The sequence below is a fragment of the Dokdonia sp. R86516 genome (genome assembly GCF_044596715.1).
Classification (GTDB): Bacteria; Bacteroidota; Bacteroidia; order Flavobacteriales; family Flavobacteriaceae; genus Dokdonia.
In genome coordinates, this window is the sequence record NZ_CP138998.1 from 2,757,414 (window position 1) to 2,773,394 (window position 15,981).

Here is a 15,981-nt window from a genome sequence, read left to right on the forward strand (position 1 = left end):
GTGCAATACCGATTATCTACATATTTTTCAGCTCTAGTTTTGATTACTTTTTGCGCATCTTGTAGTGTTGAAAAGTACATTCCAGAGGGAGAACGTTTATATACAGGCGCTGAAATTATCATAACGCCAGATAGCACCATCACAAATCAAAGCTCGCTACAAACAGAGCTTGAAGGCGTCTTACGACCTACACCTAATTCTAAAATCTTAGGAGGTTATCCTTATTTAAGTGTTTATTACAAAGCACAGCGTGAAAAACCAGGAGTAAACAATAAATGGCTTAATAAAAAGATAGGAGAGGAGCCTGTTTATCAATCTGATGTAGAGGAATTTGAAGTAGAATCATTACTACGTAACAGACTAGAAAACCGCGGATTTTTCTATAGTACGGTGAGTTCACGCTTTCGCGAAAGCGAGACAAAAAAAAGAGCCTCCATCATATATGATTTAAAAGTCCCTACGCCATACCGCATGGAGACGTATCAACTCGATACATTATCACCGCCCATTTATAGGGAAATGATAAGCACGGTGGCTTCCTCACCGCTTGAAAAAGGCATGAGATATGACTTGTCTAACCTTAAACTTGAGCGAGATCGCATTGATTACCTCCTTAAAAGAAAAGGATATTACAACTTCAATCCTTCGTTTTTAATATTTGAGATAGATACCAATCAATACAGCAATAAACGTTTTGATATGTTCTTGAAGATTAAGAAGGATGTGCCTAATAAGGTCATTGTACCTTACAAGATAAACAAGGTAAATGTGTATCCTAATTATGCGCTCAAAGACTCGTTACAATCTGATGTGGTTCGCTTTGATAGTCTTAATTTTATTCAAGAAGAGCTTTATTTTAAACCTAAATACCTTGCGCCATTTGTACAACTTGAAGAAGGGCAATTGTATCATCCAGATGTCTCCCGTAACACTGCGCGACGCCTGTCTACTATAGGAGCCTATAAATTTGTAAATATCCAGTATGACGAGATTGATAGCTTGCGCACAGATAGCTTGGGTATTCTTGAGGCAAATATTTACTTGTCGCCATTAAATAAAAGAGCCATACGAGCTGAAGTGCAAGCAGTGACCAAATCAAACAACTTTGCTGGACCTGGATTGGCTTTAACCTATAGCAACAGAAATCTTTTTAACGGCGGAGAGATTCTTAATATCACAGGATCTGCAGGATACGAAGTACAACTAGGAGGAGGTGAGTCATTAAGTAGTATAGAGTTAGGTCTGGCCAGCGAACTCGTATTCCCAAGAGTGATTTTTCCTATTGATATTTCAACAGATTTTTTTGAGTATAATATTCCAAAAACCGTTGCAGCACTCGGTGTGGATTATTTGAGCCGTTCTAAATTATACACCTTATTATCTGGTAATGTAGGGTTTGGCTATGTGTGGGATGCAAATAAATATGTCACACACCGTATTAATCCTATTTCTGTGAGTTATACGAGACTCTCTAATACCACGACAGAATTTGAAGATATACTCACCGAAAATCCCTTATTGAGACAGAGTTTTGATCAGCAGTTTATTGCGGGACTCAATTACAGTTTTACCTATAACGGGATGGTAGATACGCAAAAAACACATCAAATCTTTTTTAATTCTAATTTTGAACTTGCAGGTAACGCCGTTAGTTTGCTGGGTAAAGATGATGCAGACACTCAAAATAAGACATTTATAGGATTGGAATATGCGCAGTTTGCAAAGCTAGATGTAGATTTTAGGTATCATTTTAATATGGCAAATGAGCAGAAAATCGCAACGAGACTCTTTGCAGGATATGGGTATGCGTACGGCAACTCAGAGATATTACCATTTGTAAAGCAATATTATTCTGGTGGGCCATATAGTGTGCGCGCCTTTAGAATACGCTCTTTAGGTCCTGGAACATCTTCTGGAAACCAATCTAGCGGAAATTTCTTTGATCAAATAGGAAACATCAGGCTAGAAGCAAATGCAGAGTACCGTTTCCCTATTTTCAGTTATCTCAAAGGAGCCTTTTTTGTAGATGCTGGAAATATTTGGAACAGTACAGAAAATGAAGATCTTGAGGGTAAAGATAAGTTTACATCAGATTTTATCAATGAACTAGGAATAGGCGGTGGTTTTGGGCTTAGAGTAGATGTACAGGGCTTTGTGATCCGTTTTGATCTCGCAGCTCCTTTTCATGATCCATCATTACCGGAGGGCGAGCGATGGGATTTCAAATTTGACGAACCAATTTTTAACTTTGCTATTGGATATCCGTTCTAAAACAATCTCGCTTTCGCGAAAATGTGAAACAAACCCTTATCAGTAAGAAATCACACTAGAGCTAGGGGATTTTTATAGTACAAGAATTATTAAACCAACAGACCAAACAATACATACTTACCTTATTTTTGAGTTATGAATCAAACTGACCAGAAGATTTACATCATAGGCGCTGGAATAAGCGGCCTTGTTGCAGCTATTAACTTAGAGAAAAAAGGCTACGCACCCATAATTATTGAGGCTACAGATAGGATAGGAGGACGTGTAAAAACTGATATTGTAAAGGGATACCAGCTAGATCATGGTTTTCAAGTGCTACTAGAAAGCTACCCGAAAGCCAAAGAGTATCTCGATTACAAAAAACTTGAATTACAATCCTTTTTACCTGGAGCTACTATTTATAAAAATAGAAACTCGCAATCTATAGGAGATCCTACACGTAGTCTCAAAATGCTTATACCGACTATGAGCTCATCTATAGGCACACTAGGGGATAAGGTTAAAATCTTAAAGCTTAATAAAAGTCTCAAGAATAAATCGCTAGAGGATATTTTTGAGGAGGAAGAAACAACCACTTTAAAGTATTTGCAAGATAAAGGCTTTGGTATAGCGATGATAACAGATTTCTTTAAGCCGTTCTTTAGTGGGATATTTTTAGAATCTTCACTAGAAACATCTAGTAGGATGTTTGAATTCGTTTACAAGATGTTTGGTACTGGTATGGCAACATTGCCAAAAGCTGGAATAGGAGCTATACCAAATCAATTACAAGAGCAGCTAGCGACTACTCAGATTAGACTAGATACAGCTGTTAAGGAGGTGTCTGGACAAACAATCACATTAGAAAATGGAGAGATTCTAGAGAGTGACTACATCATCATTGCAACAGAAGCAAGTCATATAGTTCCTAACCTGAGAGGTCAAGAGACTCCTTGGAAATCATGTGTGAACCTATACTTTGAAGCAGATGCTCCTAAAGACGGAAAACCACTCATTGGTCTGGTGGCAGATGAGAATACGAGAATTAATAACATATTCTATCAGAATACTCTAGAGACAGCCACAAGTGGCTCAAAGAGTCTATTATCTGTTACTGTAGTAGATGATAATGATCTGAGTATAGAAGCGCTTAGCGCAATGGTATCTTCAGAGCTTAGTACATATTGTGGTATAAAAGGAGCTACTTTTCTCAAATCATATGAAATAAGAAAAGCACTACCTAAGCTTAGCAATCTCCGTAACAATTGTGCACCATCAGAAACGCAGCTTACTAATAACATTTTTCTTGCTGGAGATCATTTATTAAATGGTTCGTTAAATGCAGCAATGGTATCTGGAGAAAGAGCAGCAGAAGGTGTAATCGAAAAAATAGAAGGGCTTCTAAAGTAATTTTAGGAACCTAAATTAATACCTGAAAGAGGCGATGATTTTATAATCATCGCCTCTTTTTTGTGCCATACATTCTGTTTGTAGAGCTGGTAAGTTTCAGAAAATTATAAAGCAGAATAGCGAGCGAAGTGCACTAAATTTTTAAATTCTCAGACTCTATAAATAATGCTTGTTTAAGACTTTTGTTTAGCAAATCAATGGTGAATGAATTATCAGTAATTATCCACTATAGACGTTGTCTATATAGTGTTTTAAATATTAACATACTACTTTAAATCAGCTAGTTGTGAAGTTTTTATAAAGTAATTGTTTAACCATAAGAAATAGCTATTTAAGATTGTTAACCGTGATTTTAAGTTAATTTATGATGATAACTGCATAGTAGAAAGAGTAGTCATTTTGAGGGTTTTGATTGCTGTATTAGGTTAATTTTTAGACAAGACTAAAAGTCGCAATTCATCATATCTATGAGATTGTTGTGTTGCCATTTTAAGCTTTCGCGAAAGCGTAATTGTTATCATTTACAATCTTTACCGACTCATTCTTTTCTGATGTTTTATTCAAACTCAACGAGCTTATTAATATCTTTAGAGTGTAAAAATTTACTATGACTGGAGCTATCCCAAAACAACATTACGACCTCATTTGTGTAGGCGGAGGAATTATGAGTGCAAATTTGGCATTACTGGCCAAGATGCTAAAACCAGAGTTGAGCATCTTAATTTTAGAACGACTAGGAGATGTAGCTCAAGAAAGTTCGGCTGCTTGGAATAATGCAGGAACGGGTCATTCTGCTCTTTGCGAACTCAATTACTGCCCTGAAGAAAGTGATGGATCTGTTTCTATTGATAAGGCAATTAAAATATGCGAACAGTTTGAAATCACAAAACAGTTCTGGGCGCATCTCGTAGAAGAAGGTTTAATAGAGGATCCTCAGGCATTTTTAAAGCCTATACCACATCATAGTTGGGTGACTGGAGAAAAGAACGCAGATTATCTAGAGAAGCGTTATGAGGCGTTTAAAGATCATTTTATGTTTGATACTATTGAGTTTACTCGCAATGTGTCAAAAATGAAGGAGTGGTTTCCGCTTATCATGAGAGAGCGCACAGAAGATGAGGTAATGGCAGGATCGCGCATAGATCGAGGGACAGAAGTTAACTTTGGCGTTCTTACAAAGCGATTATATGAGATTCTAGAAACAGAATTTGATACTCCTGTTCATTTCCATAAAGAAGTAAAGGATCTCGATCCGCTTGAAAATGGGAATTGGACGGCAATTACAAAAGATTTAAAAACAGGAACTAAGCAATCTATAGAGGCAGATCATATATTTATAGGTGCTGGTGGTGGTGCTTTGCTATTGCTAGAAACTGTTGAAATAGAAGAGAAAGATGGTTTTGGAGGCTTCCCTGTAAGTGGAGAATGGCTTGTTTGTAAAAACAAGGAAATCATAGATCAGCATTATGCAAAAGTGTACAGCAAGGCAGGCGAGGGTGCACCACCTATGAGTATGCCGCATCTAGATACTAGATACGTAGATGGGGAGCGACAATTAATGTTTGGTCCTTTTGCTGGTTTTAGTCCTAAGTTTTTAAAACAAGGGTCTAATTTTGACTTACTTGATAGTGTGACGTTTAAAAATATACCTTCTATGCTTGGTGCTTTCTGGCACAATCTAGATTTGACTAAATACTTGATAGGTCAGATTACCATGAACTTTGACGACCGTATGAAAGACTTACGCACTTTTATAAAAGATGCAAAAAATGAAGACTGGCGCATAGAAGTAGCTGGACAGCGCGTACAGACTATAAAACGAGATGAATTTGCAGGAGGGAAGCTTGAATTTGGGACTCAAATCGTAAGCGGTTCTGATGGAAAAATTACTTGTTTACTTGGTGCATCGCCAGGAGCATCTACAGCGCCTAGAATTATGCTTGATGTTCTTGAGAAAGCCTTCCCAGAGATTATGGAAACAGCTGAAGGTAAACAACGATTAAGCGAGATTGTACCTAGCTACAAGCAGGAGATAACCAAGGAGCATTTTAATCAAGAGTTAAAACGAACCTCTGCTTTATTGAACCTAGACTAATTGCAAGACAAGGAAATACATAAAGTAGGATTTGGAGGTGGCTGTCACTGGTGTACAGAGGCGGTTTTCCAATCATTACGTGGTGTTCTGACTGTAGCGCAAGGATATATTGCTTCAGAGGGAATACACGCTTCCTTTTCTGAAGCTGTTATTGTGCATTATGATAGGAATGTTATACCTCTGGAGGTATTAATTGAAATTCACCTTCTCACGCATAAGAGTACAAAAATGCACAGCATGCGAGATACCTATCGATCTGCGGTGTATGTTTATAATGAGGAGGATACCGCTTTCGCGAAAGCGGTATTAAACACCTTACAAAAAAGCAGCGAAGAGAACATAATTACTGCCGTAATGCCTTTTAAAGACTTTAATCCTTCAAGAGAAGAAATTACAAATTACTATAAGAAAAACCCAAATAAACCCTTCTGTGAGCGTTACATATCACCTAAGCTGGGGGAACTTAAGAATACGTTTGCTCACAGAATGGTCGATTTTTAATGGTGCGAGTGAACGTCTATCGTGATAGGTTTCATTTTTATCACTCCTGTGCGGTGTAATACTTTCATAATTACATAAGTAACATCAATCTCATACCAGTGTACACCTCCAAAGTTAGGTCTAGCTGCAAATTTGTGGTGGTTGTTATGATATGCTTCTCCCATCATCAGGAAGTCAAAGCGAAATAAATTTTTAGAAGTGTCCTTAGTCTTGAAGTTTGTATATCCTAGTATGTGACCAAACCAGTTGATAATCACTCCATGTATAGGTGCCATAGCAAAAGCAATAGGTAGTAATAACCATTGCCACCATGCTGTTGCAAACACCGCAAAGAAAGCGATATATAGACCTACCCAAAGTAATCTTGATAGACGCGAACTTGCAAAAGTATCAAAGCTCTTCCATTGTGGTACGTTTTTCTTAAACTTAGGGTCTACCTCAATACGATCGTTATTTATGTCTTGATAAATAGTCTTAGTCTTCCACATCATTGCAAATAGATTTGCATCGTAAGAAGGGGAGTGAGGATCCTTTTCTGTATCTGTATAAGCGTGGTGCATGCGGTGCATTATGCCATAACCGTATGCACTTAAGTAACTAGGTCCTTGAAAAAGCCAAGTTAATATAAATGTGATTTTTTCTGTGGTTTTAGACATTGTAAATGTCTGGTGAGCTGCATATCTATGTAGAAAGAATGACTGAAAAAATAACCCGCTATACCAGAGGATTACTATAAAGAATATTATAAGCATTTTTTTTTACAAAGGTACTTTCACAAATAATGCCAGACAATGAACCTGTATTAACTAATACGTTTGCGTATGCGGCTTAGAGCCTGTGGTGTCACGCCTATGTAAGAGCTTATATATTTAAGAGGAATTTCCTTAAGTAGCTGAGGGCGTTCTTTAAAGATGCTCAAATAACGCTCTTCGGCAGTTTGGTCTAGTAGTGATTGTAGTCTTTTTGACTTTGTGATAAAAAGATTTTCGGCAGTAAGTCTGCCTATAAGATTACCGATAGCTGTTTTCTCGTAAATTTCTTGTAAATCATTATAAGAAACACTTAAAATTACGGTATCAACAAGCGCTTGCACAGAGTGATCAGATGGTTCTTGAAGTAAAAATGAGTCATACGCACTCACAAATTGGTTTTCAAAACAAAATCCAAAGGTGATTTCTTTATCAGATGACTCTTTAGGTATGAATAAACGCACAGATCCTTCTTTAATAAAAGAGATATAGTTTTCTGTTACACCAGCTTCAAGGATAGTTTCTTTCTTTTTAAACGTGCGTTCTACAAGCTTTGACGTAAAAAGTTCCCAATCTATGTCAGATACGGGAGCAAACTGGTTTATATAGGTGCGTATTTCGTCCAAGATGGTGTTTAAATAAAGGTAAAGATACTACTCAAGAGCGCAGTTTACTTGAATAAATTACAAATTCTATTGTTGTTTTATTTAAAAATAAAGATATACTCCGCATGCATAAAATAGTTAAGTTCGTAACTTATAAATTTTAATCCATTTAAGGCCTTACAATGAAGAAGGAAACCTACTTAGCCATACTAGCTTTTTTCTCAATTTATGTTTTTTGGGGGTCAACCTATTTATGGAATAAAATTGTAGTAACCGAAGTTCCTGCTTTTATGCTGGCCGGTTTACGTTTTACCACTGCAGGTCTCATTATATTTTTAATAGCAGGACTTAGTGGAAAATCACTCAAAATATCTAAAAAACAATTAGGTAACTCTGTACTAGCGGGCTTTTTCTTTTTGGTTTATGGAAATGGTGTTTTTGTATGGGCTCTCAACTATGTAGATAGTGGTTTTGCAGCACTTCTAGCGGCATTACAGCCACTGTCAATTCTCTTGCTCATGCGTATTGTACAGAAAAAGGGATTAAAGCTCAAGTCAATAATTGGTGTAGTTTTAGGTTTAATAGGGATGTATTTATTGGTTTCTCAAAGGGAGATAGCTATGCAAGAAGGAGCAACCCTAGGCATTATAATGATTTTCACCTGTATTTTGAGTTGGAGTATAGGGAGCTTATTTGTCGCACAAGCAGATTTACCTAAAAATTTCTTTATCACCACAGGTTATCAAATGGTGAGTGCAGGTATTTTATTATGGACATGGAGTTTCATTATAGGAGAAACATGGAGTTCTCCGGTTGATTGGAGTTCGCGAGCACAAATATCTATGCTTTGTCTCATCGTTTTTGGGGGTATAGCGGCATTTACTTCGTTTAATTACTTACTTAAAAATGTATCAACAGAAAAAGTTGCAACCTCTGCATATATCAACCCTGTCGTTGCTTTGTTCTTGGGTTGGTACTTTCTAGATGAAAATGTGACAACTCAATCTATAATTGCAGCCTGTGTATTGCTAAGCGGTGTATATTTTATAAATAGCGTACGAAAAAATGATAAGACGCAAACAAAGAAGATGCGTTTTAGAAGAGGTAGGGTATAAATCACTTCCTTAAAACAAAAAAAGTCCCACCGTACAGATGGGACTTTTTTTACTTGAAATCGTTTTATGACTTTACTGTATTTTCAATATTCTCTGCAGTAATATCAATTACATCTTCTGCGTGATCTACGTTTCTGTTTACAGAGTTCTTAGCTTTGGCGGTTTCGCGCTCTAGGGCGTTCTTTAAGCTTGTAAGTTTTTCAGAAACTTGGTCCTCAACTTCGTTGTAGCTTTCTTTAAGAGTATCTCCAGCTTTTCTTGCTTTGTCTTTTAAGGCTGCTTTCTCCTCAGGAGACATTTTATTGTATTTATATAATCCTAAAGCTCCTGCTGCTACAGCGAGTAGACCTAATATTCCTTTTGTGTTATTATTCATAATTATATGGGTTTGATTGTCGTTCCATAAAGATAACGAGAAATCTGAGCAAGTAATATTCTCGCATTTGGATTATGTTTTAATTAGTACATTTTTGGCAATAAACAGCTGTTTTTTAAGAAATAACAAGCGGTTACTGTATGTTACTTGTTGGGGTTATGCTTTCGCGAAAGCATAAAAAAAGCGACTCAAAAAGAATCGCTCTAATTTCTATTAAGCTACTGCTGTATTACTTGCATAGTAATGCAGTATATTTTTGTAAAATGCTACATTACTTGCAGTATTGCGTATACAAGATTTTAAGAATTTTTCTAGGTTATCATATTCAATAGTTACCTCTGCACCTTTGTTGAGAGTGTCTAGACCTAAACAAACTTCATTAGTATCAATATTTAAGACAACAGATGAAGCATTAAAAAAATGTTTGATCAATGCAATGTGAAGCTGTTGAAAGCTAGCACTACGTTGAAATCTAAAATCTGTTGAATATTCAATTAAATCATTGAGACTTTTTAAGATAGTGTCGTTAGAATGTTGCATAGCTTTTGATGTTTTTGGTTTCGTAAATTTAAAATCTAAAGTGTTAACAAAAATCTAAGGCTGAACGTTTTATAAATAGTTTAACGATACAAGCAATCATGGCAAGTCATAGAGAAGTATTGTAATATATATAAAATCCATGGTTCAAAAACTTAATAGTTAGCAGTATTTTAAATTTCAACAATCTAGATTACAGTGTATTACTTCCATATTAATTCTAGAGAGCTATTTGTTTTTTAAAAATCAATACTGTGATATTAACATTTTACTTTCAAAAACTTTTCTTAAAACGTTGTACTTCTATAACTCATCTCGGCTAATCCATTGATATGCCTAAAACTCTATACAGAGATACTGCTTTGTAGTTTGTGGCACCATCTTTGCCTATTACTAAGTATTAATACATTAAATTATAATACAATGAATAAAGGAACAGTAAAATTTTTCAACGACACTAAAGGTTTTGGATTTATAACTGAAGAGGGAGTTGAAAGAGATCACTTTGTACACGTATCTGGATTAATCGATGAGATTAGAGAAGGAGATGAAGTGAAATTTGACCTTAAAGAAGGAAACAAAGGATTAAATGCAGTTAACGTAAAGGTTATCTAAGTTATATATACTTCCAATTAAGAGAAAAGCCCGTCATAACTGACGGGCTTTTATTGTTTAAAGTGAATTAGTGAGCCATACACTATTAACTCTTTATAATTTATTTATATTCCATTTTAAAGGAGTACTTTCGCGCTCTGATAAAAGCCCTGATTATGAAGAGAATAAATGAGTACAAGAAACTCTTTGGAGTTGAAAAAGAAATTGACCTTAAAGCACTTAAAAAGAGCTACCGTAACCTTGTAAAAGAGTGGCATCCAGATAAGTTTCAAGATGGAGACGCAAAACAAGAAGAAGCAGAGATACAAAGTCGTCGTATTATCGATGGTTATCACTTTCTAGTAAGCATGGCTCCAGAGACCAAAGCCGCAAATCTAGAAGCATACACAGAGACGATAACTAAGGCTGCCATTGCAGATTATCAACACAAAGGATTACTACTTGAAATTACATTTACAGACGGTACAACGTATGAGTACTTTGGAGTTACAAAGCCTATTTATATCAAAATGGTAAATGCAGGAAACCTTAATCGTTTTGCAAAACGTAATATTTACCCTAAGCATAACTACCGCAAGTCTAAAAGACATTTACAAGAAGCTTAAAAATAGCTTCTTTTTAAACTGAATAATCAGATAGATTTAAGAGGATAAATAGGATTTAAAATAAGACAGAGACTATGACAAGTACTTTTACTGCATTAGGCGTGATGGATGCCATCCAGAAAGCCTTACAATCACAAGAGATTACTTCACCTACAGATATACAGCAGCAGGCCATCCCGGCTATGCTTACGTCTAAAAAGGATGTCATAGCACTCGCACAAACCGGAACTGGAAAAACGGTAGCCTTTGGGGTACCGTTATTACAGCTTATAGATCGTACAAATCCAACTACCCAAGCAATAATTCTAGTACCTACTAGAGAACTAGGGCAACAGATACAATCTAACATGGCGGCACTTGCGGTAAACCTTCCTAAGGTGAGTATTGCCGTTCTTTATGGAGGTGTACCTGTAAAAGATCAGATAGAAAGACTTAAGGAACCTGCTCAAATTATTGTAGCAACACCTGGACGTCTTATAGATCTTATGGAGCGCAAGGCTATAAACATCACACAAGCAAATTATCTTGTGCTTGATGAAGCAGATGAGATGGTAAGCTCACTTAAAGATAGTCTAGATACTATTGTTACTGCTATGCCTAATAATAGAAGAACTTTTCTATTATCTGCTACCATGCCAGGAGCAATCAAACAAATAGTTCAAAATTACCTTTCTAAGAACCCAATAGAAGTTAGCGCCGAAATGGCGACCCTAGGTAGTCAGAAAATTACACATGAATATGTAGTTGTTGAGCCTATTGAAAAACTAGACGTTTTAATGCATTTCTTGAACTCAAGAATAGGGCAGAGAGGTATCATCTTTTGTAAAACAAAAGCAGCAGTTAATAAACTAGCCAAAAATCTAGCGATTAATAAATTTTCTTCGGGAGCCATCCATGGAAGTTTAAGTCAGGCTATACGTGACCGTATGATGGGGCAGTTTAGAGAAGGGCATATTGACATTCTGGTAGCAACAGACCTTGCTGCTAGAGGTATTGATGTAAAAGGTATTGAATACGTTGTAAATTATCACCTTCCAGAATTTTACGATATGTATGTACACAGAAGTGGTCGTACAGCTCGTGCTGGTGCAACTGGATATGCGCTTACTATATTACAAGAAGAGGAAGTAAAAGAGATTCCTGAGTTTGAACATGAGCTTGGTATTTCTTTTTCCGCTTTCGCGAAAGCGTCACCACAACAAATTGAGGATAATAATACGGTATTATGGGCTAAGAAAATCTTCAAAACTAAGCCTAACAGAGAAATTGCTGCGGAGCTAAAAGAAAGCGTTCACGCAGTGTTTCATCACTTGACAAAGGAAGAACTCATTGATAAACTGATGGCAGAACGTATCGCATCTACTCTTAAAAGTAACGAACCTAAGTCGCTTCCAAAAAAGAAGAGGAAAAATAAGCTTTAAACACAAGAAGCTGTCGTTTTCCTTTGGTTAGTTTAAGTTTTCATTGCAATAGCTCAGCATTATATTAGTAATTTCATATCTTAAACTGATGATAAAACAACTATTTATATTTGTTCTGACTCTATCTTGCAGCGTTGCTTTAGGCCAGCAAATAACTCGTGAGAAGTTTAATGATTCTTTACAAGACTTGCCTTCATTCTCTAGTTACCAAGACAATTACTTTGTAACGGGCTTACCTACAAACAGAGATATAGATCGCAATAGCGCAGATGCCAAATTTCAAGTAAGTTTCAAACAGATTATCTCAAGAGACTTACTTCCGTTTGAGTCCTATTTGTATTTGACATATACACAAAAGGCATTCTGGAATATTTATAAAGAGTCATTACCTTTTAGAGATGTTAATTTCAATCCGTCTATCGCTATAGGTAAAGCCATTTTTAATAAGGACAATCAATTGAGAGGTATAGCCTCACTTGAATTTGAGCATGAATCTAACGGGAGAGACAGTATATCTTCTCGTAGTTGGAATCGTATTACCGCTGGATACACAACACCTCTTTTTAAAAATACTACAGCACGATTTGAGCTTTGGCTGCCTTTTGGTTACCAAGAAAGTAATGAAGATCTTTTAGATTATGCAGGAGTAGGGGAAGTACACATTAACCATGAGATTAAACATGATAAGCTCACGTTAAATCTTATGCTACGCAAGGGACTAGGTTTTGATGGTAGAGGCGTGGTGCGCTCTAGATTATATTATAATCCTTTTAAAACCAGCAAACTTAACCAATACATCATGCTTGAGTGGTATTTAGGCCAAGCAGAATCATTACTTGATTACCAGCAATCAAGTAGTATCATAAGATTAGGATACGTTATTAAGAGTACAGAGTTTAACTGGTTTAGGAGTAAGAAATAGCAAGTTTTAACGTGTTCATTGATTAAGAAATTATAATAATTTTTATAATATAATTTCTTAATGATTATGATATAATCTAAGCCATCTCAAATTTAATTACATTTGAGAATGATAAAAAATCTTCTTTTTCTCCTCGTAATCGGTTTAATTTCATTTTCTGCCTCTGCTCAATCAGATGTACCTTCTCAGCAATTTTGGGATACGCTGAAGGCGCATTGTGGTAAAGCATATCAAGGAGTACTTGAACAACCTAAAGAAGATAAGGCTTTTGGTGGTAAACAACTCACTATGCATGTACGTTCTTGCAGTGAAAACGAGATTAGAATCCCATTTTTTGTAGGTGATGATAAGTCACGTACGTGGATACTTACTATGAATGACGGAATTATCTCATTAAAACATGACCACCGCCACGAAGATGGTAGCGAAGATGAAATTAACTTTTATGGTGGTACAGCCAGTAACACTGGAAAAGCAAATATTCAATTTTTTCCTGCAGATGTCCACACACAGCAAATGATTCCCGGAGCAGCGACTAATGTGTGGTGGATTACCGTAGATGAAACATCATTTACATATAACTTAAGAAGACTAGGTACAAATCGATTGTTTACAGTCGTAATGGATCTCACAAATCCTATAGAAACTCCAGACGCACCTTGGGGATGGGAAGAATAATTTAAATCTATTTAATAATAACCTTATGAAAAATCTTATTTACTCAGCAGCCATAGCTGTTTTAGTGATTTCATGTGATACTAAAAGTGGAAATGAAGATATCGCTCAGCAAAAACAGAAAGCTATTGCCTTTGACGGTATAGATACCTCCATTGCGCCTGGGGATAATTTCTACAATCATGTCAATAAAACATGGTATGATAATGCCGTTATTGCAGATGATCAAGTAGGAGTGGGAGCGTATAGATTTTTAAACATTCCGCAGCAAGAGTTATTAAAGAATATCTTAGAAGAGGTCTCAACGCAAACTCATCCTAAAGGTTCTGTAGAACAACTTGTAGGTGATTTTTATGCGTCAGGTATGGATACTTTAAGTATTGATAAACGAGGGATTGAACCTATGAAACCTATTCTCAATCGAATTGAATCCATTAATAATGTTTCAGAGATGATGGGCTTTGTGAGCAAGCAAATCATGAGCGGAGATTATTCGGTAATAGCTCCTTACATATCTCCAGATCAAAAAAATAGCACCGTGAACATTCTGCATGTTGGTCAGACTGGTTTAGGATTACCTGACCGTGATTATTACTTCAATGAAGATGGCTCATCAAAAGCAATTCAAGAGGCTTATAAAAAGTACTTAGCTACCATATTTGAATTAGTGGGTGAGGATAACGCTTTCGCGAAAGCGGAAACAGTATACAGCATAGAACAACAACTTGCTAGCGCTCATAAAACACGTATCGAGCGCAGAGTCATAAAGGACAACTACAATAAGTTTTCAGTTGAAGATCTAGCGGCTAAACAACCTGCTATAGGTTGGCCAAAAATGCTAGAGAACTTAGGAGCAAATGTAGACTCGCTTGACGTTAGACAGCCCGCATATTATGATGCATTGAATAGCATGTTATCAAGTGTGCCACTAGCCCAGTGGAAAGTATATCTAAAAGCACATTCTATAAGTAGTCATGATAATATCTTAAGCACTCCATTTCAAGATGCTGCATTTGCCTACACTAAGGTGATATCTGGACAGTCTGAGCAACAATCTCGATCTAAACGCATGGTACGTAATGTAGACAGGCAAATAGGATTTGCATTAGGGCAGCTGTATGTCAAGCGTTACTTCAATGAGGATGCAAAAAAGAGAGCGCTGGAACTTGTAAATAATTTTCAGAGCGCACTAGAAGTTCGCATTGAAAACCTAGCATGGATGAGTGATAGTACTAAAGTAAAAGCTAAAGAAAAGCTGTATGCTATCAATAAAAAAATAGGGTATCCAGATGTATGGCGCGAATATGATGTGTCAATCGACAGAGGACAGTTTTTTGAAAACGTAGTAGCTTTACGTAAAGACAGTTACAACTACGAACTTAAACAATTAAACAAAGCGCCTAATCGTGATGAATGGGGTACAACTCCATCTACAGTTACAGCATATTATAACCCATCTCTTAATGAAATCGTGTTTCCTGCTGGAATATTACAACCGCCTTATTTTGATCTTTATGCAGACGATGCCGTAAATTACGGAGGCATAGGTATGGTAATAGGTCATGAGTTTACACATGCTTTTGATGATCAAGGAGCGCAGTATGACAAAGATGGAAATGTAACAAACTGGTGGACAGATGATGACTACAAAAAATTTAAGGCAAAGACACAGCAAATTATCGAGCAGTATGATTCTTTTACCGTTTTAGATAGTGTGCACCTCAAAGGAGCACTCACAGTAGGAGAGAACACCGCAGATAATGGCGGAATCGCAATTGCTTATGATGCCTTTAAAATGACGGAGCAAGGAAAAGATACGATCTCCATAGGCGGTTACACGCCTAATCAAAGATTTTTTATGTCTGTAGCTCGTATATGGCGAGTAAAGACAAGAGATGAATACTTGCGTAATTATGTGGCTACAGACCCACACTCACCACCTATGTGGCGTGTAAACGGTCCATTAATGAACTTTACACCTTTTTATGAAGCCTTTGATGTAGTAGAAGGACAAGAAAACTTTAAGAAAGTGGAGGAGCGCATAGAAATATGGTAAAATAAAAGGGTATGCTTTTGCGAAAGCATACCCTACATTATTTCTATTG

The 15,981-nt window shown here is 36.5% G+C and carries 15 protein-coding genes; 11 read left to right on the forward strand and 4 right to left on the reverse strand.

The features are described 5' to 3' along the window. From SJY23_RS12320 to SJY23_RS12335, 4 genes are all read left to right on the forward strand, one after another. On the forward strand, positions 1–2,271 hold the full coding sequence (locus SJY23_RS12320) for a BamA/TamA family outer membrane protein (RefSeq protein ID WP_396596574.1): 2,271 nt from the start codon (positions 1–3) through the stop codon (positions 2,269–2,271). Between the two features lie 135 nt (positions 2,272–2,406). Further along, a complete protein-coding gene (locus tag SJY23_RS12325; protein ID WP_396596575.1) occupies positions 2,407–3,660 on the forward strand; it encodes an NAD(P)/FAD-dependent oxidoreductase in 1,254 nt (417 codons plus the stop codon). A 607-nt stretch (positions 3,661–4,267) separates the two neighbouring features. Then, the gene (mqo, locus tag SJY23_RS12330) at positions 4,268–5,755 is read left to right on the forward strand and encodes a malate dehydrogenase (quinone) (RefSeq protein ID WP_396596576.1); all 1,488 of its coding nucleotides are present in this window, start codon (positions 4,268–4,270) and stop codon (positions 5,753–5,755) included. Further along, positions 5,756–6,256: a peptide-methionine (S)-S-oxide reductase gene (locus SJY23_RS12335; RefSeq protein WP_396596577.1), complete on the forward strand. Its 501-nt coding sequence runs from the start codon at positions 5,756–5,758 to the stop codon at positions 6,254–6,256. It abuts the gene before it with no gap. On the opposite strand, the gene SJY23_RS12340 is transcribed toward SJY23_RS12335, so the two are convergent. Next, positions 6,253–7,008: an acyl-CoA desaturase gene (locus SJY23_RS12340; RefSeq protein WP_035336964.1), complete on the reverse strand. Its 756-nt coding sequence runs from the start codon at positions 7,006–7,008 to the stop codon at positions 6,253–6,255. The genes SJY23_RS12335 and SJY23_RS12340 overlap by 4 nt on opposite strands. Before the next feature lie 50 nt (positions 7,009–7,058). Next, on the reverse strand, positions 7,059–7,631 hold the full coding sequence (locus tag SJY23_RS12345) for a Crp/Fnr family transcriptional regulator (protein ID WP_396596578.1): 573 nt from the start codon (positions 7,629–7,631) through the stop codon (positions 7,059–7,061). A 161-nt stretch (positions 7,632–7,792) separates the two neighbouring features. On the opposite strand from SJY23_RS12345, the gene SJY23_RS12350 reads away from it, so the two are divergent. Beyond that, entirely contained in the window at positions 7,793–8,725 is a 933-nt protein-coding gene (locus SJY23_RS12350) for an EamA family transporter (protein WP_035336960.1), read from the forward strand. Positions 8,726–8,789: 64 nt separating this feature from the next. Here the strand turns inward: SJY23_RS12350 and SJY23_RS12355 are convergent, their stop codons facing one another. Together SJY23_RS12355 and SJY23_RS12360 are read right to left on the reverse strand one after the other, a co-directional pair. Further along, on the reverse strand, positions 8,790–9,101 hold the full coding sequence (locus SJY23_RS12355; protein WP_396596579.1) for a YtxH domain-containing protein: 312 nt from the start codon (positions 9,099–9,101) through the stop codon (positions 8,790–8,792). 213 nt (positions 9,102–9,314) lie between these two features. Next, entirely contained in the window at positions 9,315–9,641 is a 327-nt protein-coding gene (locus SJY23_RS12360) for a hypothetical protein (RefSeq protein ID WP_396596580.1), read from the reverse strand. Positions 9,642–10,061: 420 nt separating this feature from the next. Here SJY23_RS12360 and SJY23_RS12365 point away from each other — a divergent pair, with 420 nt between their 5' ends. From SJY23_RS12365 to SJY23_RS12390, 6 genes are all read left to right on the forward strand, one after another. Further along, positions 10,062–10,253 (forward strand): cold-shock protein, encoded by a 192-nt coding sequence (locus SJY23_RS12365; protein WP_396596581.1) that lies wholly within the window; start codon positions 10,062–10,064, stop codon positions 10,251–10,253. Between the two features lie 155 nt (positions 10,254–10,408). Then, positions 10,409–10,858: a KTSC domain-containing protein gene (locus SJY23_RS12370; RefSeq protein WP_035336954.1), complete on the forward strand. Its 450-nt coding sequence runs from the start codon at positions 10,409–10,411 to the stop codon at positions 10,856–10,858. 74 nt (positions 10,859–10,932) lie between these two features. Continuing rightward, entirely contained in the window at positions 10,933–12,279 is a 1,347-nt protein-coding gene (locus SJY23_RS12375; protein WP_396596582.1) for a DEAD/DEAH box helicase, read from the forward strand. Positions 12,280–12,367: 88 nt separating this feature from the next. After that, positions 12,368–13,201 (forward strand): phospholipase A, encoded by an 834-nt coding sequence (locus SJY23_RS12380; protein WP_396596583.1) that lies wholly within the window; start codon positions 12,368–12,370, stop codon positions 13,199–13,201. Positions 13,202–13,309: 108 nt separating this feature from the next. Continuing rightward, the gene (locus tag SJY23_RS12385) at positions 13,310–13,879 is read left to right on the forward strand and encodes a hypothetical protein (protein WP_396596584.1); all 570 of its coding nucleotides are present in this window, start codon (positions 13,310–13,312) and stop codon (positions 13,877–13,879) included. A 25-nt stretch (positions 13,880–13,904) separates the two neighbouring features. Further along, complete coding sequence (locus SJY23_RS12390) at positions 13,905–15,932, forward strand: M13 family metallopeptidase (protein ID WP_396596585.1); 2,028 nt, start codon at positions 13,905–13,907, stop codon at positions 15,930–15,932. Positions 15,933–15,981 lie beyond the last annotated feature (49 nt).

Coding starts and splice junctions, on each gene's coding strand:
- SJY23_RS12350 (WP_035336960.1), top strand. CDS start 7,793: ATGAAGAAGGAAACCTACTTAGCCATACTAGCTTTTTTCTCAATTTAT.
- mqo (WP_396596576.1), top strand. CDS start 4,268: ATGACTGGAGCTATCCCAAAACAACATTACGACCTCATTTGTGTAGGC.
- SJY23_RS12360 (WP_396596580.1), bottom strand. CDS start 9,641: ATGCAACATTCTAACGACACTATCTTAAAAAGTCTCAATGATTTAATT.
- SJY23_RS12365 (WP_396596581.1), top strand. CDS start 10,062: ATGAATAAAGGAACAGTAAAATTTTTCAACGACACTAAAGGTTTTGGA.
- SJY23_RS12325 (WP_396596575.1), top strand. CDS start 2,407: ATGAATCAAACTGACCAGAAGATTTACATCATAGGCGCTGGAATAAGC.
- SJY23_RS12370 (WP_035336954.1), top strand. CDS start 10,409: ATGAAGAGAATAAATGAGTACAAGAAACTCTTTGGAGTTGAAAAAGAA.
- SJY23_RS12355 (WP_396596579.1), bottom strand. CDS start 9,101: ATGAATAATAACACAAAAGGAATATTAGGTCTACTCGCTGTAGCAGCA.
- SJY23_RS12390 (WP_396596585.1), top strand. CDS start 13,905: ATGAAAAATCTTATTTACTCAGCAGCCATAGCTGTTTTAGTGATTTCA.
- SJY23_RS12340 (WP_035336964.1), bottom strand. CDS start 7,008: ATGCTTATAATATTCTTTATAGTAATCCTCTGGTATAGCGGGTTATTT.
- SJY23_RS12375 (WP_396596582.1), top strand. CDS start 10,933: ATGACAAGTACTTTTACTGCATTAGGCGTGATGGATGCCATCCAGAAA.
- SJY23_RS12380 (WP_396596583.1), top strand. CDS start 12,368: ATGATAAAACAACTATTTATATTTGTTCTGACTCTATCTTGCAGCGTT.
- SJY23_RS12385 (WP_396596584.1), top strand. CDS start 13,310: ATGATAAAAAATCTTCTTTTTCTCCTCGTAATCGGTTTAATTTCATTT.